The sequence below is a fragment of the Candidatus Spongiihabitans sp. genome (genome assembly GCF_965237845.1).
Lineage (GTDB): Bacteria > Pseudomonadota > Gammaproteobacteria > Arenicellales > Poriferihabitantaceae > Spongiihabitans.
In genome coordinates, this window is the sequence record NZ_OZ250154.1 from 2,103,142 (window position 1) to 2,128,526 (window position 25,385).

Here is a 25,385-nt window from a genome sequence, read left to right on the forward strand (position 1 = left end):
ATTTCGGCCTCATAAACAAGCCTCTTTGAACGAATATATGCTAAACCTTGAACAATTAGCCGTGGATTACAATCAGCAAGAGCCAACTGATATTATTCGGCTTGCCTTGGAAAAATTTTCTACTACAGCCATTTCTTTTAGCGGTGCCGAAGATGTCGTATTGATCGATATGGCGATTCGCATTGATCCTGAGATCAGTGTGTTTTGTCTAGACACTGGCAGGCTTCACAGTGAGACTTATAAATTTATAGAGCAGGTTCGCCAGCATTATAAAATTGTGATTGATGTACTTTCACCGGATTCCGCGGCGCTGCAAAAAATGGTTAAGGAAAAAGGCTTGTTCAGTTTTTATCAAGATGGTCATCATGAATGTTGTGATATAAGAAAGGTGCTTCCTCTCAAGCGGAAATTGGCTACATTGACCGCCTGGATCACGGGACAACGCAAGGATCAAAGCCCGGATACACGCGCTACCATTCCCGTTTTAGAACAAGACAGCGTATTTTCCAGCACGACACATCGCTTGATTAAATTTAATCCATTGGCAAACTGGAGTTCGGCAAAGGTATGGGAATATATCAGACAAAATGATGTTCCCTATAACCCGCTCCATGCCAGGGGTTATCGTAGTATAGGATGCGAGCCTTGTACCAGGGTGATAATACCGAATCAACATGAACGTGAAGGACGCTGGTGGTGGGAGGAAGAGACTCAAAAGGAATGTGGACTACACGTTAAGATAACCGGCACGTCAAATAACCAGCGGCTGAATATAACTTCGGCCTCATAGCCGGTCGTGCTGAACGCGGTGTCGATTTAGACGATATTCTCTGTGTGCAATATACAATGTACTGGACATGATAATCATCACCCCCACCCATTCGTAAAACGCAAGCACTTCACTAAACAGTATGTAGGCAAGAATACTTACAAATAAAATACGCAAATATTGGAACGGTGCAACGAAACTGACATCTCCGATGGAGTAAGCCTTAATGTCGGCATATGTCCGCAAGGTAGCAAATATTGCAATCAGCACGATCAAACCAAAGTTTCCAAGTTCAAGGGGTTGCCAATGTGCCACTGAAAATGGTGCGGTTAAAACCAGCGTACAGCTGAACATGTAAAACATCAGCACCCAGGGAGGATCGGATTTTGATAATTGTTTATGCAGCACCAGTGAAACGGAAAAAAACGCGGAACTGACAACCGGTACCAACAGTCGCATATCGAACACATCGGTGGTCGGGTTAATCACCACTATCGCGCCCAGAAAACCAACCAGGGTTGCCGACATTCTCCGCCACCCGACAGGCTCTCCCAAAACCGGCCGCGCCAGCAAGGTAACAAACAATGGAACAGTGAAGAAAAGAACAGTTACCGTAGTGATAGGTAGAATTGTCAGGCTATAAAACCCCAGATTTATCCCCACCGCAACAAACCCGCCGCGAACTAAATGCAGTGTCAGCTGGGTGCTGGCAAGACCGGCAAGCCCCTTTTTCAATAACATGGGCAGCAACATCGGGGATAACAGGATTAGTCCAAAAAAACACCGGCCGGCAACGATTACCGTCGCGCTGACATCGTCGCCGATGGTTTTGATCATGGTCACCATAATCGATGCGTACAAGCACGACATTGCGATCCAGCTTGCGCCTTTTAGGTTGTCGGAAATGATATTGAAACTATTAGAAAAAATACGTGGAAAAATATAGGGCAATTGTATTTTTGTTATGAATCACAAACAAGAATCCTGGTATAAACACGGAACATTGGAATTGGTTATGTTAAAAAGTGACTATTATCGGTCGGTGAGCATGGCAAGAAGTGAAAAATTCACCGAAACCCACTACCGCCGCACTCGGGGCAATTACTGTAACCCCCACCTGTGCCACTGCATTTGGGGCACGATTTTCCCTGACCGGTGTTTTCGGTTTCGAATGGGATTGGACCGGGGTGGGTTATTTCTCCGATTTGCAATGCATCAAACGAAAGCCCGTATGCAACCGACAGCCGATCGCTGTCTTCCTCCAAAAGACCGGGGGCATCCAACTTATCACGTACCGACAGGCGGGATTTCTGCAAAAGGTAACCATACTCTGGTCGTATCAAAATGCTGACGACTTCTTTATAGAATTCCACACGCGCACCGCCCCCGCATAACATCAACGGCACCCCGGTCTCCCAATCTGTTTGAATTGGCGCCTTTGGCTTTGCATGTTTAAGCCGTGAATTAATCTGATCTATAACCCTCTTCCTAAATCCTTTATCTACAACGTTGATCTGTTCCAGCGTTACACCGAGTTTCTCGGTAAATTCATCAAGCGAGGGGAACAAGTCTTGAGAGCTTGGCGTCCAGTCGCTGGATGGCATTAAACTGCTGCAACGGTGATTAGCGAGGTAGATGGTCCCCAGACTCTCCACGGACGCTGCCAAAATGGGATGTATGTTCTCTCCTTTTTCCTGATGAACGATGAAGACCGTGGCATCAATAGTGCCCGCACCAACATCAACCAAGGTGTGGATGCCGCGTTTTCGTTGCGGTGAGGAAATATAGCTCTGGATTTGGGCGACAAATTCCGGGAACGCCTCGATATGATCAGGATGCAATTTACGTTCGGTGTTGTTTGACTTTCCGTCGCTTTCGCCTCTGAGTTGTGGGTCAGTACTCATATACCATGCTTCCCCGACAAGCTCCCGATATGTTTTCCGTAACTCCTCGTCTTCGTATTTCTCGGTTGGCAGTCCGACGTTCACCTCCCATTTCAGCCGGGTGGCGCCAAACACGGCTTGCTTCTCGTTCATAAGCCAGCCACGTGATTTTTGCAGTACCCATGCGATATAAGTGATGATGCGGTTTCTTGTTTCTTTGTCCAGCGTATTGTCGAGTATTCGCATTTTCAAATCAGTATACTCAGTATGCGATGAAGCAAGGTTTTTCGGCTCGGTGACAGTCAAGTTGCCGGAGGCATCCTGATACATGCGAGTCGGCAACAAATATTTTTCTGTACCTTGCTTGGTGTCGTTTAGTGGTACGCCGTATTTATATTCCTTTACCTCTATCACAACCTTGGTAAAGGCGGTGCCAAAATCAATGCCGATAATTACTCGGACCTTCCGCGCACCGTCAGGGATGTCAGCGAATTGTGTCAGACATGCCTTGATTTTCGCCTTCCGGGGAGTAGCCCCTTCCGTGCCTCGCGTACTCTTTATAGTATTTTGTTTGGCGGAGTCTTGTTGGTTTGCACCATATTCCACGGCGGTTATTCGCAGTGTGGATTTATGGGATTTTTTCGCCCAAAATTTTTTGAGTATGTGTTGCCAGTTCATTTTCTCCTCCTTTCAATTTAATAGTAGTACTCCACAACAAGCCTGCTGACGCTTGGGCTCCATATTACCCTTTAATATTAGTGCTTCAAGGTGCACATCAAATCTGCTGTTAATTTTCTTTATGCGCCCTTCGGTTGCGGGTATCATCCTCTCTTGGTTGCGGCTACGGTAATTTAGCAGTACTTGTTCCAGTGATGCCACTTGCCTGTCACGATGCAGTTTTGTCAAACGAACTTGAAAATTGACACGATCTTTGTTTTCAATCTCTTTGATGTCGCTGGTAGTTTTAAAATCCTTTTGCAGACGCAAATCACAATCAAGAATTTTGTCTGCAAGGCATGCGGACACTTCGGCGGGGGCTTCCGGCCAGTCCGAGGCATTGAGACGCGCTGTATTGAGCAGTTTCCATGATTCCTCTGCATTCAGCTCATGGCTTGTCTCAATGTTTATTACTTGCACCCGCATATCCTCTTCTTCATGAAGTCCGCCAGTGAACCTCCATTTATCGATGGAAAATGCATACTGCCCGTTAGGTAACCTCGGCCCTGTATGATTTTCTTGATTCCGGAGTCTGACTGCAACCAATGGAAATCGCTCCTCATTACTAATTTTAGTGCTTATAAAGCGCACCAGCGGATGGAATTGGTTAATCTTCTCCATGGCACCAACGGCAACTTTTGTCTTGTTAATGAACTCGCATTGCACCCGGTCTCCCGTCGCCAATTGGGTCTTTCCGTGCAAATTTTTTATTTTAATATATTCTCGAAGTTCAGCAGCGGTCGCAGCCGGCAATTTAATATCAAAAACATGCTTTCCACTTTTCGGTTGATGGAATTCATGCCCGGATGCTTGCTGATTGAGATAGTCTTTTACATAAACAATCAAATCTTCTTCAGTAATACTTTTTTTAAGGTCATGCGCGGTGCGCACCCGCTCTAATATGTATTCCCCATGGGCAATTAAATTCGATGCATCTTTCTCAAGTCTTTCTTCTGCTTGTCGAGTATTTTCGATTGCTATAGCGGTTTGTGAAATTCTGTCTTCTTCCTCTTGCGGAGTCAGGCGATGGCTAATGAGGTAATCGGTCAACTCTTTGATCCTCTCCCCCAGCATCGCTTCCATGTCGCCAAGCGCACGCTTAAAGATGTCCAATCGCTCAAAAAGTCTTTTATAGATACGCTCATCAATGGTGTCAGCGTAACCGAGATTCCAGATAGTGATACTGTCCGCCTCCTGTCCTATCCGGTCTAATCGCCCTATCCGTTGTTCGATCTTCATGGGATTCCAAGGCAAATCGTAATTGACAATCATACGACAAAATTGCAAATCAACGCCTTCACTCGCCACTTCGGAAGATAGAAGCACCTTGACTGAACTATTTGAGAAAAATCGGTCGATGATTTCTTGTTTACTCTCTCGCATACCCCCCATGAGGACTTGACTGGCAATGTCTTTTTCCGCTAACCGTTCTTCAAGGTAGCTCAATGTGGCGCGAAAATAAGAGAAAACCACGATTTTTTCCTCGGGATAGTTATTCAAATACCTTCTAACAACATCATAAAAAGAGTCAAATTTACTGTCGTTTGTTCGTAGTTCTTGCAAATCCACTGCAGGCAGTACGGTGGAGGACAAGTAGCTCACAAGAGGCGCTATGTCTTGAGTGGAATCAACCTCTACTCCCATATCCTCATAAACCATATCCTCATATATGTTTTCATTGCTATGGCCCGCCCGGTCCTTCCATGATTTCGCCGCTGCGTACATGCAACTGGATACTTGGCGTTGTGGGTTGGCTAGAAGGAATCCATCGTTAATTCCCTGTTCCCTGGAATATGCTCTGATTGCCTCGGTGACACTATCATAGAATTTTCTCTCTGCCCCTTGCTCATCAAGCTCGACAAACTGAGCATGAGGTTGTCTCACCACATTTAATTCCATGACTTCAACCTTCCTGGTGCGGTTAACCACATGTCGCAACGGATTTACTCGGTCAATTCTGTCAGCAAAGCGTACGCGGTCGGTTTCGGTAGTAGCACTTTCTGGGTCTTTAAGCGTTTGCCTAAGCCGCTCAAGCTGCAAGTTGTCTCGAAGAAGGGCATGGCCGGCGGCCTCGTCCAGGCACTGCTGAATACTTTCCGCCGCCGCACTCTTGTCAAGAATAAGTTTCCGTGCTTTTATCAGTGGTTCATTAGCTTGCAAAACTTGTTTGAAAAATCCCGGTACATCAAAACTATCCGGATCTATAATATTGAGCAAACTGAACAAATCCTCGCTCTTCAGATTTATGGGCGTTGCAGACAATAAAAGCACGTTTTTACTAATGTCCCGCAACATCTTTCCAAGGCGCGCAGTCTGACTACTGCGGTTTCGAAGATGGTGGGCTTCATCAATAATCACCAAATCGACGATCGGTGGATTATCCGAATGTTCATTAAGAAACTGCGCCAGTTTGTGACGCGCTCCCGACGCATCCTGTTTTTGTTGTTGGCTGCTCGGCGGCCTGATACCCTGCATACTGCAGATAATTCCCTTGCCATCTGGCAGTCGATTGGGCGGGCGATTGAGTTCAGCAAAGAGTTCATCGGCATCCATGATGGTTGCATCAACCCCAAATCGGTTGCGTAACTCTTCGCGCCATTTCTCGCGCAACATTGCCGGGCAAACCACCAATACTCGTCGGTAGTCATATCGTGCGCGCAGTTCCGTCCAGATGAGCCCGGCCTCGATTGTCTTTCCAAGACCGACTTCGTCGGCAATGAGCAATCCACGAGATGGGGATTCCAGAAATGCAAGAACCGGTTTGAATTGATGAGGATAGAATTCTGTATTGGTTATATCTAAGCTGTAAATAATGCTTGATAATCTGCCACCCAACTGGATATGTGTGAGGTTCCGCCTGAGGTCGGGCAAGCGACCAAACTTTCTTTGTTCGATCAGCCAGTCGAGGTTTGCGTATTCTGCTTGAACAATGTCTAGTTCGTACTCGGGAACATACTCTATGGCGCCATCCTGAAACTCTACTTGATAATAGGTATCGTTACCCCTGTCTCGTTTACGCCCGGTTAGCCAGCCAGGTCTGCCGGGATTATAGGGACGGCATACTTTGGTCCCCTCGGAAAATAGTGAGGCATTGGGCATGGGCTGGATTGTATATGAAAGAATTTTTTGGGAATCATATACTTGTGCATACATTTTACAGGAATTTACAGATAGTATTGAAAAGAATAATTATGCAAGCCTAATCATTAATGTGGTATTTTAGCATTGCCTGAATTCCCTTAATTTTTCACCTTAGTTTTTCAGATGTTTTTCAGGTAAACCTTCAGCTTGTGACAGTGCGACGTGTTTTGTTGATTTTCAAACACCATCACTCTTTGTCGTTTTCCGTTCAGTGTAAAAAGCAGAAATAGTACTGAGCCAAACCACATGAAATTTTTAAATGTAATGCTTTCTAGTTTTCCTTCCAGATTAACCAGATGCCATTTTCCCTGTTGATTAACTCGAATAGTTGAAAACGGCTTGAGTGCTGAGTGGCAAATCAATTCATACTTCAACATTGCTAAACAAATTAACGTCACTCCTAACGAATAGATCGCTTCGAATTCAATGCAAACCGGAATCAGGGGCAGCAGATAAAGTCCGGCTAACAAGACCGACATTCGATTCGATGAATCGAGTTTAACGGCGATAGGTAGACAGTATTCGTGAGACAATTTTCACCATTCCCTGGCCGTATGTTTGACTAGCGGGTGTTACCTTGTAACACAGCCATTCCGTTAATACCGTATCCTCGACTTCCAACAGCTTGTTAAACTCATTTTCCTCGTTTTTGGAAAGTTCGTGGTAATAATCTGCAACAAATGTACTCAAAATCAAATCCAGTTCTTTAGTTCCTCGGCGACATCGCCAAAGCAGTTGTTTGCCTGGTCGTTGTTTAATTGTTCGTTCATCCGCCATATGCGTATCATATAATCAACTCGATTTTTGTTGAACGATCGCTTTTTTAATTTCTCCAATCGCTTTGGCAGGATTCAATCCTTTGGGGCAAGCATTGGTACAATTCATGATGGTATGACAACGATATAACTTGAATGCATCGTCTAAATCTTCCAGGCGTTCTTGGGTTGCTTCATCCCTGCTATCAGCGATCCAACGATAGGATTGCAACAACGCTGCAGGACCGAGATATTTATCACTATTCCACCAATAACTTGGACAGCTAGTCGAACAACATGCGCACAAAATACACTCATACAGCCCATCGAGTTTGGCTCTTTGTTCCTCTGATTGCAGCCGTTCTCTATCGGGCTTGGAGATAACGCCATCGCTATCGGCCTTGAGCCAGGGTTTAACTGACGCATATTGAGCGTAAAAATTGCTCATATCCGACACTAAATCCTTGACCACCGACATGTGCGGCAAAGGGTAAATTTTTATGTCCCCACTTGATTCATCCACGGCACGGGTACAGGCCAGCGTATTTACGCCATTGATGTTCATTGAGCAGGACCCGCAAATGCCTTCCCGACAAGAACGGCGAAAAGTCAGCGTGCTGTCGATAACACTTTTTATTCTTATCAAAACATCCAGCACCATGGAGCCACAGGCTGCCGTATCAACTTCATAGGTATCTACTCGGGGATTGTCGCCGGAATCAGGGTTCCATCTGTAGATATGGACCGCACGCAACGCACCGCTGCTCACATCCTTGAATGTTTTTCCTTTGGTAATGCGGGAATTCGCCGGCAGTCGGAATTCAGCCATCAGTACACGCGCTCTTTGGGTTCAATATATTCCACTTCATCGGTTAAGGTGTAGCTATGCACTGACCTATAGTCGATATTCGGATCATCTTCAACATTTTCCTGCCATGCCAATGTGTGTTTCATCCAGTTTTCATCATCACGGTCGGGGTAGTCTTCCCGCGCATGGGCGCCTCGACTTTCAGTTCTGTTTATTGCCGAGTGAATTGAAACTCTGGCCTGGCGCAATAAATTATCCAACTCCAGCGTTTCCACCAAATCCGAATTCCAAATCATCGACCGATCGGTAACGCTGACATTAGCAAATTTATTACATATTGCGGTCAATTTTTCGGCTCCTTCTCGCATCACTTGTTCGGTACGAAACACGGCACAATTATTTTGCATCGTTTTCTGCATTTCCAAACGTATTTCCGCGGTTGGAATAGTGCCCTTGGTATAACGAATTTTGTCAAATCGATCCAAAATTTCTTGCCCTGCGCTTTTGGGCAGCGGCGGTGTTTTACTTCCCGGCGCAATCAATTCTCGGGCGCGATGTGCCGCCGCTCGGCCAAACACGACAATATCCAACAGCGAGTTTGACCCTAATCGGTTGGCGCCGTGAACCGACACGCAAGCCGCCTCGCCGATTGCCATTAAGCCTGGAACAATCGTCTCCGGATTATCATCTTTTAAGGTAACCACCTGGCCGTGAATGTTGGTTTGTATGCCGCCCATGTTGTAATGCACGGTGGGCAGTACTGGAATGGGTTGTTTGGTTACATCCACGCCAGCGAAAATTTTTGCGGATTCAGAAATTCCGGGCAAGCGCTCGGCCAGGACATCCGCACCCAAATGCTCCAGGTGCAAGTGCAAGTGGTCTTTTTCTTCGCCAACCCCCAATCCGTCACGAATTTCCATGGTCATGGAACGGCTAACCACATCCCGCGAAGCCAGATCTTTTGCATTGGGGGCGTATCGCTCCATAAACCGCTCACCTTTGGAATTGGTCAGATAGCCCCCTTCCCCGCGCGCGCCTTCGGTAATCAAGACCCCCGCGCCATAAATACCTGTTGGATGAAACTGTATAAATTCCATGTCCTGCAATGGCAAGCCGGCGCGTAATACCATACCCCCGCCGTCGCCGGTGCAGCTATGCGCGGAAGTCGCGGAAAAATAAGCTCGGCCATAGCCGCCGGTGGCCAGTATGACTATATTTGCGGCGAAACGATGCAGTTCGCCTTTATCCAAATCCCAAGCCATCACGCCTTTGCATTCGCCCTGATCCATAATCAGGTCTATTGCAAAATATTCGATAAAGAATTGTGCATTATGTTTTAATGATTGCTGATACAAGGCATGCAATATGGCATGACCAGTACGGTCAGCAGCAGCACAAGTACGCTGCGCCTGGCCTTCGCCGAAATGGGTGGTCATGCCGCCAAACGCGCGCTGATAAATCTTGCCGTCGGGAGTGCGCGAAAACGGCACGCCATAGTGCTCCAATTCAATAACCGCATCCGGCGCCTCCTTGCACATATATTCGATGGCATCCTGGTCACCCAGCCAATCCGACCCTTTCACCGTATCGTACATATGCCAACGCCAGTCATCTTCCCCCATATTGCCCAATGATGCGCTCATGCCGCCCTGAGCGGCCACGGTATGACTTCGAGTGGGGAATAGTTTAGTGATACAGGCGGTGCTCAATCCTTCCAAAGCCATGCCGAATGTAGCGCGCAAACCGGCGCCGCCGGCGCCAACCACAACGACATCGTATTGATGATCGATAATTTTGTAGGCTTCAGTCATGTTTTACGTCGCTCGACGCCATAAATTTTGTAATTATAAATTGCATAATGACCTTGCTTCAAATGATCTTGATTAAAATGCGATACGCAGAATTGCATAAAGTCCAGCTAATGCTGAAGCAATTAAAACCGCCCTGGTCATAAACAAACAGATGGATTTCAATTTTTGGTCATGAATGTAATCTTCAATTATTTCCTGCATACCCAGCTGGCCATGAAAAAACATAAAACCAATATACAAAACCAGTAAAACCGCCACGTAAGGTTGGGCAATCCAGCCTGCAACGGTTGCGTAGTCATCGCCGATGTGATCGACCATAGCAAACATAAACCAAAGCGTTAATGGAATTAAACCGATAGCTGAAATTCTTTGCCATCGCCAATGGTGAGAACCCTTGCCGTGACTTGCAGGGTGATGGTTACTCATATCAACCACACCAAAATTGTCAGTAATGCTGAACCTGCCAACACTGCTTTTCCTGACAAATACGCCTGATCCAATTCAAAACCATAGCCACAGTCCCAAAACAAATGGCGGATGCCATTGAACAAGTGGTAACTGGTGCATAACGTCCATATGATTAACAACCCCTTGCCAAACAGGGAATTCAAAAATTGAAATGCCCAGTTAAAGCTTTCAGAACCGGCGGCAATGCACCACAACCACCAGACGATTATCATAGCCGCGAAAGTAATCACCACACCGGTCGCCCGATGCAATATGGACAGCACCGAAGTGAGTTGTGGTTTATATACCTGAAGGTGTGGTGACAGTGGGCGATTGTTGGTCGGCAAACAAATCTCCTGAATGAGTCGATATTGTTGTTGCTATTGTTCGTTATGGGGTGGGTAACCTGTAAAACAGAAGTGGCCACCAAGTTTAAAACAATTACGCTATACTATACCCTACCGTGAAAATTATTGCTAAATTGGATATTAGGGTACCTCTTTATCTTTTGTCGGGGAGGTTTGTAACCATCCCGCAAGGGTTTATAATCGTTTTAGCTTTGTAGGAGGTTGCCATTCCTGAAAGATGGGATTAGTCTGGCCAATTATGGGAAATGCGTCCCGAAATATGAAACTTCCAATCCGCGATTATGACATCATCACAACAACCACCTAATTATCAGAATGGTTCTCTGAAGGATTCTTTTGATCTGATTCATCCCAGTGCAATCAATCTGGAGTCGATTGATCCAGGGTTGATTGTAGCGGACACATCGCAGCGCAACCACCTTATTGATCTTTCCCCGTTAAGTCTTATTCGGGTCAGCGGCGACCAGGCTCAGTCTTTTCTGCAAGGGCAATTCAGTAACGATATCAATATACTTGATAAAAACCATTGCCAACTCCATGCGTACTGCAACCCTAAGGGCAGGACCTTGGCGATTATCCGCTTAGTGCGTAAGGAAGTGTGCCAGGACAAGGGATTTTGGATGATCGTGCCCAAGGACATCAGCGAATCACTGATCAGTCGCTTAAAAATGTTTGTGATGAGAGCGAAAGTGGATATCCAGCTGGATACTGAGCATGGATTACTGGGGATGGTCGGAGAAGCGCCCCATGTGGACTTGACGGCCGACTTTACGGTGGACTTTACCGATTTTAAGTATCGGGTTGATTCCGTGGTTCCACGGCATTTGATCATTACACGCTTCCAGGATACAGTGGCCAAGGACACGGCAGCGTATTTGGAAACCGGCAGCAATTCATTGTACCATTCCGATCTTTGGCGATGGCTGGATATTCAATCGGGAATCCCTCAGGTTTATGCACAAACCGTTGGAGTCTTTATCCCACAGACCATAAACCTGGAGTTAGTGGATGGCATTAGCTTCAAAAAAGGGTGTTTCCCCGGTCAGGAAATTGTGGCCCGGATAAAATATCTGGGGAAACCAAAACAACGCCTGCTCATTGCCGAAGTGGAATCAAACAGCTGTATTTCACCGGGCGATGAAATTTATAGTCCAGCTCAGTCTGGACAGAGGTCCGGCCAGAAATCCGGACTGGTTGTTGATGCCGTTAAAACCGGGGATAGTCAGTTTCAATTGTCGGCCATGGTGCCAGCAACAATGGTTGAATCGGGTGATTTGATGATCGGCTCTGCGGCTGGCCCGAAGTTGAAGCGAATTGACCTGCCTTATGAAATAAACCAGGCACAATAAAGGACTGTTTGATTACGCGCGATTCAGTCCCCTTTGATTCATTCTCACATATCGTAATAAAATCACGCTCCATTTAACTCCTCGGAGATTGATTATGAGCGACCAAAAAGAAAAAGCAACTTTTGTTGGCAACACCAAAAGTCACGCAAATGTAGCGTTTGCTACTGAGGGTCGTAGCCAAGCGGTAGAAATTGCACTTGAACTTATTAAGTCATCTTGTGCTGGTGCTGGTCATTACTCTTTGGATATTGCAATAGCAAAACTCTCTGGCAATGCGGACACAATTCAAGAAGCGTTAAAAACTCGCGATTGATGCGGCAATCATGCCCGGGAAACGGGACTTTAGGCCCGACATTTGCAACGGCTTGGCGAGGCTAAAGCCTCTCTTCCGGCTATCATGCCCTGGAGGCGGGACTTTAGTCCTGCCATTTGCAATCGCTTGGCGAGGCTAAAGCCTCTCTTCCGGTCTATCATGCCACGGAAGCGGGACTTTAGGCCCGACATTTGCAACGGCTTGGCGAGGCTAAAGCCTCTCTTCCGACAATCATGCCCCGGAGGCGGGACTTTAGTCCTGCCATTTGCAATCGCTTGGCGAGGCTAAAGCCTCTCTTCCGGCTATCATGCCTCGGAAGCGGGACTTTAGGCCCGACATTTGCAATCGCTTGGCGAAGATAAAGCCCTGCTTCCGGCTATCATGCCCCGGAAGCGGGACTTTAGTCCCGACATTTGCAACGGCTTGGCGAGGCTAAAGCCTCACTTCCGGTAATATTGGTGCGGTGTATTGTTGGTAGAGGTCGAATAGAAACGAGACGCGGTCGGCTTCGTTGTTGAAGGCGCCTCTTTTATCCGAAGCCCGGTGGTAGGCACGATCAACGGCTTTGTCCAATGCGTTGTGGGCTTTTTGTAACAGGGGTGGCATGGTCAGCGGGTCGTAGAGGTCGGCGAGGGTGGAGTCGAGGAATTGCGCGCGGGCGTCGAGGATGGCTTGGGCTTTGGTTTCGATATCGGCGGTTTGTTTTTCGGTTGGGGTTTTGGGCCAGGGGAAGTTGTTGTAGACGATGGTGTTTGAATAGCTGTATCGGCTTTCCAATCTACCGCACACGGCTCGCATCCAAGCCATGTGCATTGATGATGTAATCACGCCGAAAAGATATGAATCTGCATTGGGCACTGTGTAAAGTTTGTCGCCGGCTATATGGTCGGGCGGCAAATAGCCAATTGGAATATAGTCCCTCCTTTCTGAAGAGACACGAGGTATTGCCAGATATGAACAGTCGCCTTGCCTGTCTTCCATAAAAATGGTCGGTTGATTTGCATACTTTTGCGTTGCTGTTTTCGCACTTTTGCTACGCATTTCTTTTACCGCTTCCACGCGCTTCATTACATTCGGCATTTTTCGCAATTTGTCCGGTGGGCAATGTTTTAACCATAAACAAAAACGAGGAATATCGTTGATAAATTCGTTTCCCATTGAATAGGGTTTAATCCACTCCTCTGCTTGCGGTTCTGCGGTAATTAATTCTTGTTTTTCTTCTTCGCTCAATAACAGATTTCCGCCATCAACCGGGCTACTGCCGCGCACCACGGGCGCAACCAGGCAAAGCGGTGTGTTGCGGCTTTTCACAATAACATCGGGCCCATCAACAAGATAAGGATTGATGTTTCTTGCTTTTATTTCATGGGCATCGCCTTTGATATTTTCATATTCAAACAATTTTTTCGTTTTCGCTTCGTGCAAACCAAAACCAATAATCACGCAATACACGGCGGCTTTGCCTCTGCCTTCATTGCTCCATTTGAAAGTTCGGTGAGCGAAATGAATGTGGGTTTTGTTGCGCGCGCGCAACTCATTCCACAACGGCGCAACCTGCTCGCCTTGGGTAATGGAATTGGTCGAAACAAATGCGCATCGAATATCGGTGTCGGCAATGTAATCAACCGCCTTGCAATACCACGCGGTCACATAATCCATTATGCCCGCTTTGTTGATATGCTGATAACACGCAAGCATTTCGGTTTTTTGTTCCGCTGATTGATACTGATGTCCGATAAACGGCGGATTTCCCATAATGTAATTCAATCTTTCCGGCGCAATCACATTGCGCCAAACCATCCTCAGCGCATTGCCATGAACTATTTTCGCGCTTGACTGCAACGGAATACGCGCAAAGTACATGCCGAATTCTTGCGAGACCAGCAGATTCATTTGATGGTCAACCAACCATAACGCTACCTGCGCGATTTGCGCCGGGAACTCTTCGATTTCGATGCCATAAAATTGATCGACATCCAGTTGTATCATCTGGTGAATGTCGATCACCATTTGTCCGTTTTTATGGGCCGCGCGCAATACTTCCAGCTCCAGCAAGCGCAATTCGCGATAGGCGATTACCAGAAAGTTGCCGCAACCGCAGGCCGGGTCGAGGAAGGCCAGGGTTCTGAGTTTTTTATGAAATTCAAACAGTTTGTTTTTGTTGTTTTTCACCTTGTTGAATTCGGCGCGTAGATCATCCATGAACAGCGGATTGATCAGCTTCAGTATGTTTTGCTCGCTGGTATAGTGCGCGCCTAAATTCCTGCGCGCATCTTCATCCATGATGGATTGAAACAGCGAACCGAAAATCGCCGGGGAGATGCGGCTCCAATCGAGCGCGCAACATGCCAGCAAGGCTTGGCGCATGGCGCTGTCAAATGCGGCCGGGGGCAGCATTTCCTCAAACAGCTTGCCGTTGACATATGGAAATGCGTTGAGTTGTTCATCCTGATTGCTGAGCCGTTTTTCAGACGGCGTGTTGAGCAGATGAAAAAAGGTGACCAGATGGTGGCCCAAATCGGCGCCGTCCTCAAAGGTGCGATCTTCGATGTAGTCCTGAAACTGCTGGCGCTGGAATATGCCGGTGTCTTCGGCGAACAGGCAAAACAACAGGCGCACCAGATACACTTCCAAATCATGGCCGGCGTAGCCAATGTCGCGCAATTGGTCGTGCAGTTTGCCCATCAACTCGGCGGCTTTGATGTTGACCGGGTCTTGCCCTTTGATCTTGTGGGTTTGGTAGCCGGCGATGAAGGCGAAGCGGTGGACGTTTTTGTGCAGGTCTGAGAGTTTGAAGAAAGCCTGTTCGCCTGTTTCTAAATCAAGGAGTTCAAAATTTTGGAAATCAGAAAGCAGAATATAACGCGGAAATTGTTCAGTACTGATACCGGGCAGATAATCATTGAAAACTTGTTTTCTTGCATATTCTAAAGAACGCCCGGTTGATTTTTGCTCGACCAGCAAGGTTCCGGGCCAAAACAGGTCAATGAAGCCTTGCTGGTTGTTCAATTTTGTTACGGACTTCTCAAAAAAACCTACTTTGCGCAGAGGGATACCAAAAATATCAAAAAAATCTTTATAAAATAATTGAGTTTCACCTTTCTCATAATGAGCATTTTCCCATTCCCTGGAAAAAACGACAGCGCGAGTTTTGATTTCGTTCCAACTCAGCGGCATTCGGATTTACAGGAATGATAGTCGTGTTTAATGAACATCGTCGTAATTGGCGACCTAAGTATGACTTGAGACGCTTTGCGTCACCAAGCGGATTCCGTAGTGCCCGATAGGGTAAAACACTCCACAACTGGCCACAATCGAGAAGAACCGCCGAGATTTTACTTGGCTCGGGTTCTACTTGACTCAAGTTTTACTTGGCTTCCGCAATCTCTTCTAATTTTTTGGAACGAATAATCTGCCCGTCGAGGGCGGCTTCCTTGGCGCTGCCGCCGTAGGCGACGGTCATCAACTGACTGTAGTACACCACCGGCATATTAAAATTTTTGTTATAGGTTTTGTTGATCTGTTCCTGATAAACCTCGACGTTCATTTGACATACCGGGCATGGGGTAACGATCATGTCGGCATTGTGGTCGTAGGCCGATTCAACGATTTCCTTGATTTGCGCCTGACTTTTTTCTGGCTCAGAGAAAGCCAATGCCCCGCCGCAACACGTTACTTTTTGTTCATATTTATCGGCCGCTTCCGCGCCCATGACTTCCACCATTTTGTCCAGGTATTTTGGATTCTCAAAGGACTCGCCGTCGATGCCAAATGGGCGGTTGGTCTGGCAGCCAACATAACCCGCTATTTTTAGTCCTTCCAACGGCTTCTTAACCGGCGCCGCGAGTTCATCGTAGCCAAAGTCTTCGATCAATACTTCAACCATATGACGCACACCGCTAGCGGTATCCTTATCGATGTCAACCTTCAACCCGGCATCCGCCAGTATATTCTGGGTGTCTGCCAGCAGTTGTTCGGACTTTGACAGACGTTCGACAGATTCTTTGGCGCCGAGCCAACAGGCCGCACAGGTAGCGACAATATCCTGCCCGGCGTTGTGTTTCTGGGACAAAGCAATGTTTCTGGCATTCATCACATGGCGCGGCAGCTCGCCACCGTCGGCATAACCGATGGATGCGCCACAACAGTTCCAGTCCGGGATTTCATTGAGCTTGATGTCCAGCGTTTTGCACATTGATTCCACCGACACCATATAGTTGGATGCCGATGCGTTGCGCTCGGAGGAACAACCCGGATAAAACGAGTATTCTTTTCTAGCCATAATTTAAAGCCACTTGTTACGCTGATTCAAATTGTGATGATTCAACTTGTTATGATTCAACCCAGGTCCTTGCGTTTATCTTCGATTTCATATGCCTTCTTCAACATCTGTTGCAACTGGCTTTTTTCCTTTATTCCGCCAGCCCTGAAAAATCCCATCGGGTTGAGTCGGTGGGTTTTTAACATGCCGAGACCCACCTTTCGCATAGCAAACGCAGTTTTAATACCGCTCACCAAACCGTTCATAAAATACAATTTCATGGAAAGTCTGGATTCGTTGACCCGACCGGTGGCAGCGATGTTGTCCCAAAACAATTTGGCGAAGCGTTTGGTCGGATTCATCTTCGGCGCCAGCCCCAACCGATTGGCGTAGTTCGCCAGGCCGTGCATGATGTGCGTGATCGGCAACCCGCGCGGACAACGCGTCACGCAGTTATAGCATGACGTGCACATCCACATCGATTCGCTGCGTAGCACTTCGTCGCGCTTGCCGGCGCGGATCATCATAAACAATTCCTGCGGCGGATGCGCCCATGCCTCCCCCAGCGGACAAGAGCCGGAGCAAACCCCGCATTGCATACACATCTTGACCCAATCCCCTTCCTCCACATTGGCTTCCACTTCTTTGAGGAAACTGTTGCGGTATTTTTCGATTGGGCTGACGGCGTTCATGTTTTTTTCATATTTGCTTTCAGGCACTTTTCATACACGAATTCCGGGGCAAGATCGGCACCAGATTTCCACGCGATGGTGCCGAACGAAACATGCGCGGTTTCAAACGCACCCGGCTCGAGAAGTTTTTTGAACACCCCGAAATCCAAATACGGCGACATGTCCAACACCCCGCACTCGTCGTTGTCAAACACAACCGACAAGACATAATCCGGTTTGCACACAACAGATATGACAGCAGGATGCATGACTATCGTAACGGGTCGATCTTGAACGGCTCTTCGCCATTCATTAGCAACTCCCAATTCGCCAATAAATCTTCCCGATGAAGTTCCGCCTAAGCCAGCACCAATCTTTTCTGGCGCGTCGGTAGTTCACCGTCGGTGATTTCGCAAGTTTTAATATCAACTTTGGCGTTGTGCTCGGCGTAATACACATGAAAATGCGGCGGCGGATGCTCGTTCATAGAAAAATACATTCGTATAATCATACCGTAAAACATCGATATCGTCGGCATCTCAACCTCCCGGCTCAATTTTCCACGCTTGCCACATGAGTTCTTGCGGTTTCATATATTTGCAAAGCCCCCCAAATCTGAAATTCCGACTTCCAACAACATTTTGACAAACTCTTCACCGTTGACAAGGCGAGTTTTACATTCTCCAGCCTTACGCGTACATTCTTCAGTGAAATCATCCGCTGTTGAAACCAGCCACGCAATTATGTGATCGGTTTTATCATCACTATCCTTGTTATTTTTATCGCACATCTCATCACGAATATATTTGTAATACTTTTCAATCTGAGTTACTCCCCATTTCCCCGTTTTCTCGTCATGAAACTTTGCTTGAACACAAATCATTACTCCTATCGAATTAAAGATAGCCACAACATCCGCGTCACCCTTTTTATGAGATTCATTCTTCGCTGGAATATCAGTTTCAGCCCCCAATTTTTGAAAATACCAAGCAATTAGTTTTTCAAATTTATCCGGGTTGAGTTTGGCTTTGATAATGTCCAGAGTGCTCTTTTGATGCTTGTCTAAAATCAAACTGTGCAAATTGATTGGCTTCTTTGAATTGAATGCGCTTACGGCGTTTTCAATACTCCCGCTCATACCGTTACAGTTTATATTGGATCCGCGATATTTCATGCGGGATGTCAGACTAGAATCCGCATACTCGCTCCGAGGAATGTTGCGTTGTATTTTCTTTACCGGGCGGAAAAATCCCAAATCAAGTTGGTCGCCGTTTAGAACAAGTTTGCCCTCTGCATTTGTTGTCAGTGCGCCACCATACGACTTGGCCAAATCGCTAAAAATTTCTTCAGGAAAATCGCGCACTGCGAACGGCGCATTGTCGGCTATTTCGTAGACATGAAATTTTTTGGGTGCTGGCACCACTACATAATCTCCGGGCTTCATAAGACATGTGAAATTCCATAAAAACCATTTTTTTTCCCAATAATATTTTTTTTATAAATCTCTTCCAATGCTTTATTGAAATTCGCCTTGCTATCGCAAAAGTCACCGGGACATTTTTTGATTCCGACCTTACTCCATCCATAGGACAGCAAGTTATGCTTCTCCAACAAAGGATGCGAAACCTCCGGGGAATTGGAAATCCGATGCAACCAATAATTTCGCGCTTGATTCATAATTCATTACTCACAATTCATCGTTAAAAGCCCTTGAACGGATTCATGCCAATCTCGTCTATTTTGGCGGCGTAATCGTTAATCAATTTCGGCACGCGCTCAATATCGGTAATTTCGACTTCATATGTCCGCACCCGTTCCGGTTCCAGTTGCAATTGACTCAGGGTGTCGTCAATCTTGCTCATCCGCTCATGCGCCAATTCAGAACCACTGACAAAATGGCATTGATAATCTTCGCCTTTTTTACAGCCCATCATCATAATGCCGTCAAACCCCGCATTTATCGCATCGGTAACCCAAATCAAATTCACCGAGCCTAAGCAGCGCACCGGGACAATACGCACAAAGGCATTGTATTCTATGCAGTTGTGGGCGGCCATGTCAAGCGCAGGATAGGCGTCGTTTTCGCAGGCAAGTATCAGAATTCTGGGTTTTTCATCGAACTCATCTGGCATGTCGATGGCCTTGATTTGCTGCCCCACGGTATCCACCGAGTAATTTTCAAATGAAATGACCCGCACCGGACACGCCCCCATACAGGTTCCACAACGCCGGCATCGCGATTCGTTAAATACCGGGTAATGATTTTCATCTTCATCAATAGCGCCAAACGGGCATTCCACGGTGCAGCGTTTGCATTGGGTGCAGCCTTCCTTGCGAAAACTCGGGTAGGATAAATCCCCCGAGCGCGGATGCGCGGCACGACCCATTGAAGCCCCTTCCACCGCCTGAATCGCTTTCATTGCCGCGCCGGTGGCATCTTCGATGGATTGCTGAATATCCATTGGCCGACGAACCGGGCCACAGGCGTAGATGCCGGTGCGCCGGGTTTCGTAGGGGAAACAAATAAAATGGGAATCGCTAAACCCATGCTTCAAATGCGGCAGGTCGGGGCCCTGTCGATAGTCCAGATTCAAAATCGATTCCACCGATACTTTGACTTGGGCGCCGACCTGAACGCCGTCCGCGGATTGCCCATCTTTATCATTTGTTGCCTTATCGTCTGCGGCATTGTCAATACTCGCGTCAATATCGACCCCGGAATTGGGTACTTGGCCGGTTGCCAATACCACAAGGTCTGCGTGAATAATAGCGTCCTGATCGAGAATATGATCATGAAAATTGACTGACAATTGATTGCCCTCGGTGCCAACTTTACTGACCTCAATTTTATTAACTTCAATTTTATTAACAGAACCGTTGGTGAAAACCACGCCTTTCAGCTGGGCCGATCGGTAAAAATCCTCGCCATTGCCCGGCACCCGCAGATCGGTATAAATCACGTTGGTATCAATGTCCGGGTTTTGATCCTTGAAATACATTGCCTGTTTAATGCTGACGTTGCAGCAATATCCTGAGCAATAAGGCAGATGTCCGGGCTTGTCGGAACGCTGCCCGGCGCATTGCACGAAAACCACGCTTTCAACCACTTTGCCATCGGACGGTCGAGCAATGCCGCCATCGCCATTCGGGCCATTCGCGCCATTCGCGCTTTTTGCCAAGGCTTCCAGTTCGATTTGATCGACCACATCCGCGGTTTTGCCGTAGCTAAATTCGGGAAGTTGGCTGGCGTCGTAACGGGTGAAGCCACTGGCCTGAACCAGCGCGCCGACATTTTCGGTCGCCGTTGCACCGCTTTCAGTGGTGATATCTACCGCGAACTGCCCCGGCGCACCGCTGGTTTTTGTCAGTGTTGCATTCAAAAATACCGTAATGTTGGTAGAAACTTCAATCTGATTGATTAATTCATTGATGTCGTTATCCTGGGGATGGGCATAAGGTTCCCTAGCGGGAAGCCGCCGATGAAAGGTTTTAGTCCAGCCTCCCAGTTGCGCGGTTTTTTCGACCAATAAAACTTCATAGTTTGCTTTTGCAATTTCCAGAGCCGCGGTAATCCCACTGATACCACCGCCAACAACCAGAACTCGCTTATTCACGCCACGCTCTGGATTAGCCTCAGGTTGCTGCATGAATTTCGCTTCGGCGCAAGCCATACGGACGTAGTCGTCCGCCATATCCTGAGTTAATTCCCGCGCATCATCGCTGTCCGGTTGTGACCAGATTACGCCTTCCCGCAAATTCGCCCGCGCCACTGCCACGCCTTCGGCGACATCGTCCGCCGCTCCTGCGCGTCCTGCGCCCGCGGCATACATGCCGTCCGTGGCAATAAAGTTAAACGCTTCGGTCTTGGAGCGTCGAGAACAGGCGCCAATGACAACGTGGGTAACCCCTTGACTGTCAATGTCGTTGCGGATGGTGGCTATGCCATCGCTGCTGCATAAATAATCGTGGGATTTACAAATGTCCGCGCCGCCCTCAGACTGAGCGATATTAACCAGTTGCTCGGTGTCCAATCGTTCACCCAACCCGCACCCTTTGCACATATAAGCCGCTATTTTCACTTTGTTGGTCATATCATTTTTTTCATCTTATTTTAGCGCCACTCTGCGCAGGATGCTTTTAAATAAATCACCCCAAGTCAGCCATCCCATGTTGTCAGCGATGGATTGCAACGGCTGCGCGGTTATGCCGTCAAGCGCCGTGCGCAACGCCGTCAGATCTTCGCCGCTTTTGTATTGTTCAAACCAATACGCGCTCTTCCACTTGTCATTGAAGGCAGCCCCCGTTTTTTCGGGGTCGCCGTCGTTTCGCATCATTTTCATTTTGTCCGACGGCGCGATGTCAAGAAAAATAAAAAAGAACTCGCGATCATCACCAAGCGGCGCGTCCACGCCAACGCGCAGTTTGCGCGCAATCTGATCGCGCTTTTGCGACGTCGCCACACTCATGGAACTGTATAGTTTCGCCTCAAAAAAAACCAACGCCCCGGGCAGTTCAATGCTGGCATCCAGCTCGGTGGATTCGCCCGTGGAAGATCCAATGTATTCCTTGCCGATATAAATTTGAAGGTCGCCCTCACCCAATCCGTCATGAAAAACCGGCTTTTCCTTGCCGTTATACGCATCCTCAAACACTTCCCGCAAAACCCCAAGTTGTTTTGCGAACGGCAAACTCGCCAATACCTCAAAACACGACCAGGTCAGCGCGTCTTCGCTATTGGAATTGCTCTTGTGCTGCTGCTTATGCCGCTTGCCCTCATGCGTCTGATTGAGAAAATCCTCCAACGCCTGCTCGCGCCCGGGCGGAATGGCGTAGTTGCGTTGGTAGTCGTCGTAGAACATAGTTATTTCACCAAATTGGCACATTTGCATTTGTCGTAGAACGCTCGGTACTCCGTCCCGGCTGCAGATGACTCCATGTCGCTGAGAATATCTTCCCAGGTTATGAGCTTCACGCACATGACTTCCAAGAACGGCAAGAATTTATCTTCGTACCACTCTTCTTCCTTTCCATAATCCTCGGCGCGGTTTTTCACTTTTTTCTTTATGCTGGATTTGGTTGTCCACTCGCGTAATTTTTTATCGGCTTTAGACTTCGGGTTATTGACTCTAGACTCCGGGGCAACCACATAAAAAGCAAGTTTTGTGAGACTGTCCTGGGTTATTCCAGCTTTGCTGGCGATATGGGCGAGACAACAGGCATTTCTTGCTACTTGGTTATAGTACGGTGCGTTTTTAATTCCTTCGCTGAGCCCGCTACCCAACTTTGCTTCCACCACAACCAACTGTGTCGCATTTGAATCCGGCTTAATACCCGACCTCGTATCCGGACAAAATGAAAAATGACCAATGATTCCGTCAGCGTTGGTATGTTTTTCGGCGCATTGATCGCCCTTGTGTCGTGCGAGAAAAGGCGATGACAGACGCCCCTCTGAGTACCATTTCGCACCTTGCTCAAATGCAAAAGGGGAATCCAAGTTCCGCTGATGACTGTACCAATCGAGCACGACCCGGAGCAACCAGCCTTCATTGAAAAGTTCCGTCCGCGGCATCACAGTATCGCTTTTCGATCTGCATCGATCCAGCAAATCGGCAACCTTCTCAATCAATGGACGACCTCTTTTCTGCGAGTATGACTATTGGCAAACATTCTATAATCGGGTATCAAAGGGAGCGATTTCACTGATTTGGATTATCGACTGCACTGGTCGCTGAGCTAGCGGCCACGCGATTAACCACTTGGATAGCGCGTAATGCGGCTGCGGTTGCGTTTTGTACCGAACGATTGACATCCAGGGGATTGGAGGCGCACCCTGCCCCGAAGACACCATTCACGTGGGCATTCGCAGGCGCATTGGCGGGGCCGTCGTTGGCAGAATCGAGTTCAATAAATCCGCTGCTGTCCAGCGCGATGCCATGCGCGGTATGGGTGATCGAGGCGATATCGAGGCTGGGCTGCATGCCCACCGCCAGCACCACTAAATCGTGGGCGTTTTCGTAGCGATGATAGCCGTGGGTATCGACCCCTATCAACACCGGTTTGCCGCTCTCAGGATGTTTCACAATATTGGCAACCTTGGACTTGATGAATTTAACCTTCTTGTCTTGTCGGACTTGTCGCTCAAAATCCTCGAAGCGATCGATGGTTCTGATATCGATATAATAAATGGTCGCTTTGGCGTCTTCGTCGTCGCCGTACTTTTCGCCAAGATAGGTGCTTTGTTTCAGCGACGCCATGCAGCAAATGCGCGAGCAATGAGGCAGGTGGTTGCGGTCGCGGGAACCGGCGCATTGAATAAAGGCGATGTCTTTGGCTTCCTCGCCCGTTGAGGGGCATACTAACTTGCCTGCAGTCGGCCCGAAAGGATCCATCATGCGCTCCAGCTCGACACTGGTAATGACATCTTCATAGCGCCCGTAGCCATATGGCTCAATGCGCGCCGCGTCGTAGGGCCGCCAACCGGTCGCAAACACCACCGCGCCGCATTTAATTGCCATGCTCTGCTCCTGCATATCCAAATCAATCGCGTCCACCGGGCAAGCGGCTTTGGCTTGTTCGCCTTGCTCGGTGCCGACGATGGACCGATCGATAACATAGCGTTGCGGATACGCCATATTGTTAGGCAGATACGCCGCGCCAATCTTGCTCATGCCATAGTTATGCGGATCATCTATTTGCGCGGTCACGGCACGCGCGCAAGCGCCGCAGGCGGTGCAGTTTTCTTTTACATAGCGCGGATGAATTTTGATGGTCGCGGTATAGTTTCCGGCTTCGCCGGTGAGATTTTCGATCTCCGCCATAGTCAAAACACGCAGGCGTTTATTCGCCTTTATCCGCCGCAGGTTGATTTCCTGCCCGCAACTGGGACGGCATAGCTTGGGAAAGTATTTATACAATTGCGAAATCCGTCCGCCGAGCGCCGGATTTTTCTCGATCAGAATCACGTCCTTACCGCATTCCGCCGCCTCCAACGCCGTGGTCATGCCGCTGATGCCACCGCCGATGACCAGGATGGTTTCATTGGTGGCAACGATGTCAGTCATGTCTATCATTCGTTTTTGGGTGGGTGTGGGATTTTACCATTCAGCGACTATAAGACTTTATCGCTTCCGATTCCAGTGGCAAGCACGAAATCGGTTGCCCTATTCGCCATCGGTCTGGGGCGGGTTTATACTTGGAACCGTGCTTGCGGATGCGTTAAACTTGGCTACCCAACCAATCCTTTCTTTGCCGCCGCCATGAACAATAACCATAAACAATAACCATGACCAACGAACAGCCGCTGCAACAATATCTGATCGACAGCGAGCCGTATTACGCGCCGCAGAATAACGAGATTGAGTTGTTCGAGGCGGCTTATCGCAACGCCATTCCGGTGCTGTTAAAGGGCCCGACCGGATGCGGCAAAACCCGATTTATGGAACATATTGCCTGGCGGCTGAAACGACCGCTGGTCACGGTATCCTGCCACGACGACCTGACGGCGGCGGATTTGGTTGGGCGGTATTTAATTATCGGCGGGGAGACGCGCTGGGCCGATGGACCGCTGAGCCGGGCGGTGCGCGGCGGCGGGATTTGTTACTTGGATGAAATTGTCGAAGCGCGCAAGGATACTACCGTGGTGATTCATCCGCTGGCCGATGATCGACGCGCGCTGCCGATCGAGAAGACCGGGGAGTTGTTGATCGCGCCGGCCGAATTCTGCCTGGCCATATCCTACAACCCCGGCTACCAAAGCGTGCTCAAAGACCTAAAGCAAAGCACTCGGCAGCGGTTTGTGTCCATCGAGTTCAACTATCCGAAACCGGGTCTTGAGGCGGATATTGTGGTTAAGGAATCCGGGCTGGATGGCGAAATGGCGGCGCGACTGGTCAAATACGCCGGCATGACCCGAAACTTGAAAGGCAGCGGTTTGGAGGAAGGGGCCAGTACACGGCTGCTGGTTCATGCGGCAAAATTAATGGTTAGCGGCATCGATCCTCGGGTCGCTTGTCGCGGCGCCATTTCCGAGACTTTGACCGACGATCCCGATATGCTCAAAGCCGTGAGCGAACTTAGCGCGTCGTTGTTTTAA

At 48.2% G+C, this 25,385-nt stretch carries 22 protein-coding genes and 1 pseudogene; 4 read left to right on the forward strand and 19 right to left on the reverse strand.

Going from position 1 to position 25,385, the window contains the following annotated elements; all coding sequences use genetic code 11:
- Positions 1 to 25 precede the first annotated feature (25 nt).
- Positions 26 to 790: a phosphoadenylyl-sulfate reductase gene (locus tag ACPXXB_RS10050; protein WP_423907112.1), complete on the forward strand. Its 765-nt coding sequence runs from the start codon at positions 26 to 28 to the stop codon at positions 788 to 790.
- On the opposite strand, the gene ACPXXB_RS10055 is transcribed toward ACPXXB_RS10050, so the two are convergent.
- The 9 genes from ACPXXB_RS10055 to sdhC form a co-directional block, all read right to left on the reverse strand.
- Entirely contained in the window at positions 785 to 1,720 is a 936-nt protein-coding gene (locus tag ACPXXB_RS10055) for a DMT family transporter (protein ID WP_423907113.1), read from the reverse strand. The two genes, ACPXXB_RS10050 and ACPXXB_RS10055, sit on opposite strands and share 6 nt — an antisense overlap.
- A 116-nt stretch (positions 1,721 to 1,836) precedes the next feature.
- Positions 1,837 to 3,330, reverse strand: coding sequence for a hypothetical protein (locus ACPXXB_RS10060; protein ID WP_423907115.1), 1,494 nt, complete (start codon positions 3,328 to 3,330; stop codon positions 1,837 to 1,839).
- A 12-nt stretch (positions 3,331 to 3,342) separates the two neighbouring features.
- Positions 3,343 to 6,468 carry an SNF2-related protein gene (locus ACPXXB_RS10065; RefSeq protein ID WP_423907117.1) on the reverse strand — a complete coding sequence of 1,042 codons (3,126 nt, stop codon included), beginning with the start codon at positions 6,466 to 6,468 and terminating at the stop codon, positions 3,343 to 3,345.
- Between the two features lie 161 nt (positions 6,469 to 6,629).
- Positions 6,630 to 6,989, reverse strand: coding sequence for a hypothetical protein (locus tag ACPXXB_RS10070; RefSeq protein ID WP_423907119.1), 360 nt, complete (start codon positions 6,987 to 6,989; stop codon positions 6,630 to 6,632).
- Between the two features lie 19 nt (positions 6,990 to 7,008).
- Positions 7,009 to 7,287 (reverse strand): succinate dehydrogenase assembly factor 2, encoded by a 279-nt coding sequence (locus ACPXXB_RS10075; RefSeq protein ID WP_423907121.1) that lies wholly within the window; start codon positions 7,285 to 7,287, stop codon positions 7,009 to 7,011.
- A 15-nt stretch (positions 7,288 to 7,302) separates the two neighbouring features.
- Entirely contained in the window at positions 7,303 to 8,094 is a 792-nt protein-coding gene (locus ACPXXB_RS10080; protein ID WP_423907123.1) for a succinate dehydrogenase iron-sulfur subunit, read from the reverse strand.
- Positions 8,094 to 9,884, reverse strand: coding sequence for a succinate dehydrogenase flavoprotein subunit (sdhA, locus tag ACPXXB_RS10085; RefSeq protein WP_423907124.1), 1,791 nt, complete (start codon positions 9,882 to 9,884; stop codon positions 8,094 to 8,096). The genes ACPXXB_RS10080 and sdhA overlap by 1 nt, the downstream gene beginning before the upstream one ends.
- A gap of 72 nt (positions 9,885 to 9,956) precedes the next feature.
- Positions 9,957 to 10,310, reverse strand: a complete 354-nt coding sequence (gene sdhD, locus ACPXXB_RS10090) for a succinate dehydrogenase, hydrophobic membrane anchor protein (RefSeq protein ID WP_423907126.1) — start codon at positions 10,308 to 10,310, stop codon at positions 9,957 to 9,959.
- The gene (sdhC, locus tag ACPXXB_RS10095) at positions 10,307 to 10,678 is read right to left on the reverse strand and encodes a succinate dehydrogenase, cytochrome b556 subunit (protein ID WP_423907128.1); all 372 of its coding nucleotides are present in this window, start codon (positions 10,676 to 10,678) and stop codon (positions 10,307 to 10,309) included. The genes sdhD and sdhC overlap by 4 nt, the downstream gene beginning before the upstream one ends.
- Positions 10,679 to 10,980: 302 nt before the next feature.
- Here sdhC and ACPXXB_RS10100 point away from each other — a divergent pair, with 302 nt between their 5' ends.
- Both ACPXXB_RS10100 and ACPXXB_RS10105 read left to right on the forward strand, forming a co-directional pair.
- Complete coding sequence (locus ACPXXB_RS10100) at positions 10,981 to 12,048, forward strand: YgfZ/GcvT domain-containing protein (RefSeq protein ID WP_423907130.1); 1,068 nt, start codon at positions 10,981 to 10,983, stop codon at positions 12,046 to 12,048.
- A 94-nt stretch (positions 12,049 to 12,142) separates the two neighbouring features.
- Complete coding sequence (locus ACPXXB_RS10105) at positions 12,143 to 12,361, forward strand: hypothetical protein (protein WP_423907132.1); 219 nt, start codon at positions 12,143 to 12,145, stop codon at positions 12,359 to 12,361.
- A gap of 432 nt (positions 12,362 to 12,793) precedes the next feature.
- Here the strand turns inward: ACPXXB_RS10105 and ACPXXB_RS10110 are convergent, their stop codons facing one another.
- From ACPXXB_RS10110 to ACPXXB_RS10155, 10 genes and pseudogenes are all read right to left on the reverse strand, one after another.
- Entirely contained in the window at positions 12,794 to 15,538 is a 2,745-nt protein-coding gene (locus ACPXXB_RS10110) for a class I SAM-dependent DNA methyltransferase (protein ID WP_423907134.1), read from the reverse strand.
- Positions 15,539 to 15,728: 190 nt separating this feature from the next.
- Positions 15,729 to 16,643 carry a CoB--CoM heterodisulfide reductase iron-sulfur subunit B family protein gene (locus tag ACPXXB_RS10115; RefSeq protein WP_423907135.1) on the reverse strand — a complete coding sequence of 305 codons (915 nt, stop codon included), beginning with the start codon at positions 16,641 to 16,643 and terminating at the stop codon, positions 15,729 to 15,731.
- A gap of 56 nt (positions 16,644 to 16,699) precedes the next feature.
- Entirely contained in the window at positions 16,700 to 17,314 is a 615-nt protein-coding gene (locus ACPXXB_RS10120) for a 4Fe-4S dicluster domain-containing protein (RefSeq protein ID WP_423907137.1), read from the reverse strand.
- The gene (locus ACPXXB_RS10125; protein ID WP_423907138.1) at positions 17,311 to 17,562 is read right to left on the reverse strand and encodes a DUF2442 domain-containing protein; all 252 of its coding nucleotides are present in this window, start codon (positions 17,560 to 17,562) and stop codon (positions 17,311 to 17,313) included. The genes ACPXXB_RS10120 and ACPXXB_RS10125 overlap by 4 nt, the downstream gene beginning before the upstream one ends.
- Before the next feature lie 2 nt (positions 17,563 to 17,564).
- Positions 17,565 to 17,831: pseudogene (locus ACPXXB_RS10130) on the reverse strand (DUF4160 domain-containing protein).
- Positions 17,832 to 17,882: 51 nt separating this feature from the next.
- Positions 17,883 to 18,737 carry a restriction endonuclease gene (locus ACPXXB_RS10135; RefSeq protein ID WP_423907139.1) on the reverse strand — a complete coding sequence of 285 codons (855 nt, stop codon included), beginning with the start codon at positions 18,735 to 18,737 and terminating at the stop codon, positions 17,883 to 17,885.
- A gap of 256 nt (positions 18,738 to 18,993) precedes the next feature.
- Positions 18,994 to 21,384 carry an FAD-dependent oxidoreductase gene (locus ACPXXB_RS10140; protein ID WP_423907141.1) on the reverse strand — a complete coding sequence of 797 codons (2,391 nt, stop codon included), beginning with the start codon at positions 21,382 to 21,384 and terminating at the stop codon, positions 18,994 to 18,996.
- A gap of 15 nt (positions 21,385 to 21,399) precedes the next feature.
- Positions 21,400 to 22,152 carry a hypothetical protein gene (locus ACPXXB_RS10145; RefSeq protein ID WP_423907143.1) on the reverse strand — a complete coding sequence of 251 codons (753 nt, stop codon included), beginning with the start codon at positions 22,150 to 22,152 and terminating at the stop codon, positions 21,400 to 21,402.
- A gap of 2 nt (positions 22,153 to 22,154) precedes the next feature.
- On the reverse strand, positions 22,155 to 22,919 hold the full coding sequence (locus ACPXXB_RS10150) for a hypothetical protein (protein ID WP_423907145.1): 765 nt from the start codon (positions 22,917 to 22,919) through the stop codon (positions 22,155 to 22,157).
- Between the two features lie 70 nt (positions 22,920 to 22,989).
- Positions 22,990 to 24,354 (reverse strand): CoB--CoM heterodisulfide reductase iron-sulfur subunit A family protein, encoded by a 1,365-nt coding sequence (locus ACPXXB_RS10155; RefSeq protein ID WP_423911114.1) that lies wholly within the window; start codon positions 24,352 to 24,354, stop codon positions 22,990 to 22,992.
- Between the two features lie 221 nt (positions 24,355 to 24,575).
- On the opposite strand from ACPXXB_RS10155, the gene ACPXXB_RS10160 reads away from it, so the two are divergent.
- Positions 24,576 to 25,385, forward strand: a complete 810-nt coding sequence (locus ACPXXB_RS10160) for a CbbQ/NirQ/NorQ/GpvN family protein (RefSeq protein ID WP_423907147.1) — start codon at positions 24,576 to 24,578, stop codon at positions 25,383 to 25,385.

What these genes read in the sequence shown, in the direction of transcription:
- ACPXXB_RS10140 (WP_423907141.1), bottom strand. Translation starts at nt 21,384, where the DNA reads ATGACCAACAAAGTGAAAATAGCGGCTTATATGTGCAAAGGGTGCGGG.
- ACPXXB_RS10120 (WP_423907137.1), bottom strand. Translation starts at nt 17,314, where the DNA reads ATGAACGCCGTCAGCCCAATCGAAAAATACCGCAACAGTTTCCTCAAA.
- ACPXXB_RS10110 (WP_423907134.1), bottom strand. Translation starts at nt 15,538, where the DNA reads ATGCCGCTGAGTTGGAACGAAATCAAAACTCGCGCTGTCGTTTTTTCC.
- ACPXXB_RS10080 (WP_423907123.1), bottom strand. Translation starts at nt 8,094, where the DNA reads ATGGCTGAATTCCGACTGCCGGCGAATTCCCGCATTACCAAAGGAAAA.
- ACPXXB_RS10065 (WP_423907117.1), bottom strand. Translation starts at nt 6,468, where the DNA reads ATGCCCAATGCCTCACTATTTTCCGAGGGGACCAAAGTATGCCGTCCC.
- ACPXXB_RS10155 (WP_423911114.1), bottom strand. Translation starts at nt 24,354, where the DNA reads ATGACTGACATCGTTGCCACCAATGAAACCATCCTGGTCATCGGCGGT.
- ACPXXB_RS10100 (WP_423907130.1), top strand. Translation starts at nt 10,981, where the DNA reads ATGACATCATCACAACAACCACCTAATTATCAGAATGGTTCTCTGAAG.
- ACPXXB_RS10075 (WP_423907121.1), bottom strand. Translation starts at nt 7,287, where the DNA reads ATGGCGGATGAACGAACAATTAAACAACGACCAGGCAAACAACTGCTT.
- ACPXXB_RS10105 (WP_423907132.1), top strand. Translation starts at nt 12,143, where the DNA reads ATGAGCGACCAAAAAGAAAAAGCAACTTTTGTTGGCAACACCAAAAGT.
- ACPXXB_RS10160 (WP_423907147.1), top strand. Translation starts at nt 24,576, where the DNA reads ATGACCAACGAACAGCCGCTGCAACAATATCTGATCGACAGCGAGCCG.
- ACPXXB_RS10070 (WP_423907119.1), bottom strand. Translation starts at nt 6,989, where the DNA reads ATGTCGGTCTTGTTAGCCGGACTTTATCTGCTGCCCCTGATTCCGGTT.
- ACPXXB_RS10115 (WP_423907135.1), bottom strand. Translation starts at nt 16,643, where the DNA reads ATGGCTAGAAAAGAATACTCGTTTTATCCGGGTTGTTCCTCCGAGCGC.
- ACPXXB_RS10135 (WP_423907139.1), bottom strand. Translation starts at nt 18,737, where the DNA reads ATGAAGCCCGGAGATTATGTAGTGGTGCCAGCACCCAAAAAATTTCAT.
- sdhD (WP_423907126.1), bottom strand. Translation starts at nt 10,310, where the DNA reads ATGAGTAACCATCACCCTGCAAGTCACGGCAAGGGTTCTCACCATTGG.
- ACPXXB_RS10060 (WP_423907115.1), bottom strand. Translation starts at nt 3,330, where the DNA reads ATGAACTGGCAACACATACTCAAAAAATTTTGGGCGAAAAAATCCCAT.
- ACPXXB_RS10145 (WP_423907143.1), bottom strand. Translation starts at nt 22,152, where the DNA reads ATGTTCTACGACGACTACCAACGCAACTACGCCATTCCGCCCGGGCGC.
- sdhA (WP_423907124.1), bottom strand. Translation starts at nt 9,884, where the DNA reads ATGACTGAAGCCTACAAAATTATCGATCATCAATACGATGTCGTTGTG.
- ACPXXB_RS10125 (WP_423907138.1), bottom strand. Translation starts at nt 17,562, where the DNA reads ATGCATCCTGCTGTCATATCTGTTGTGTGCAAACCGGATTATGTCTTG.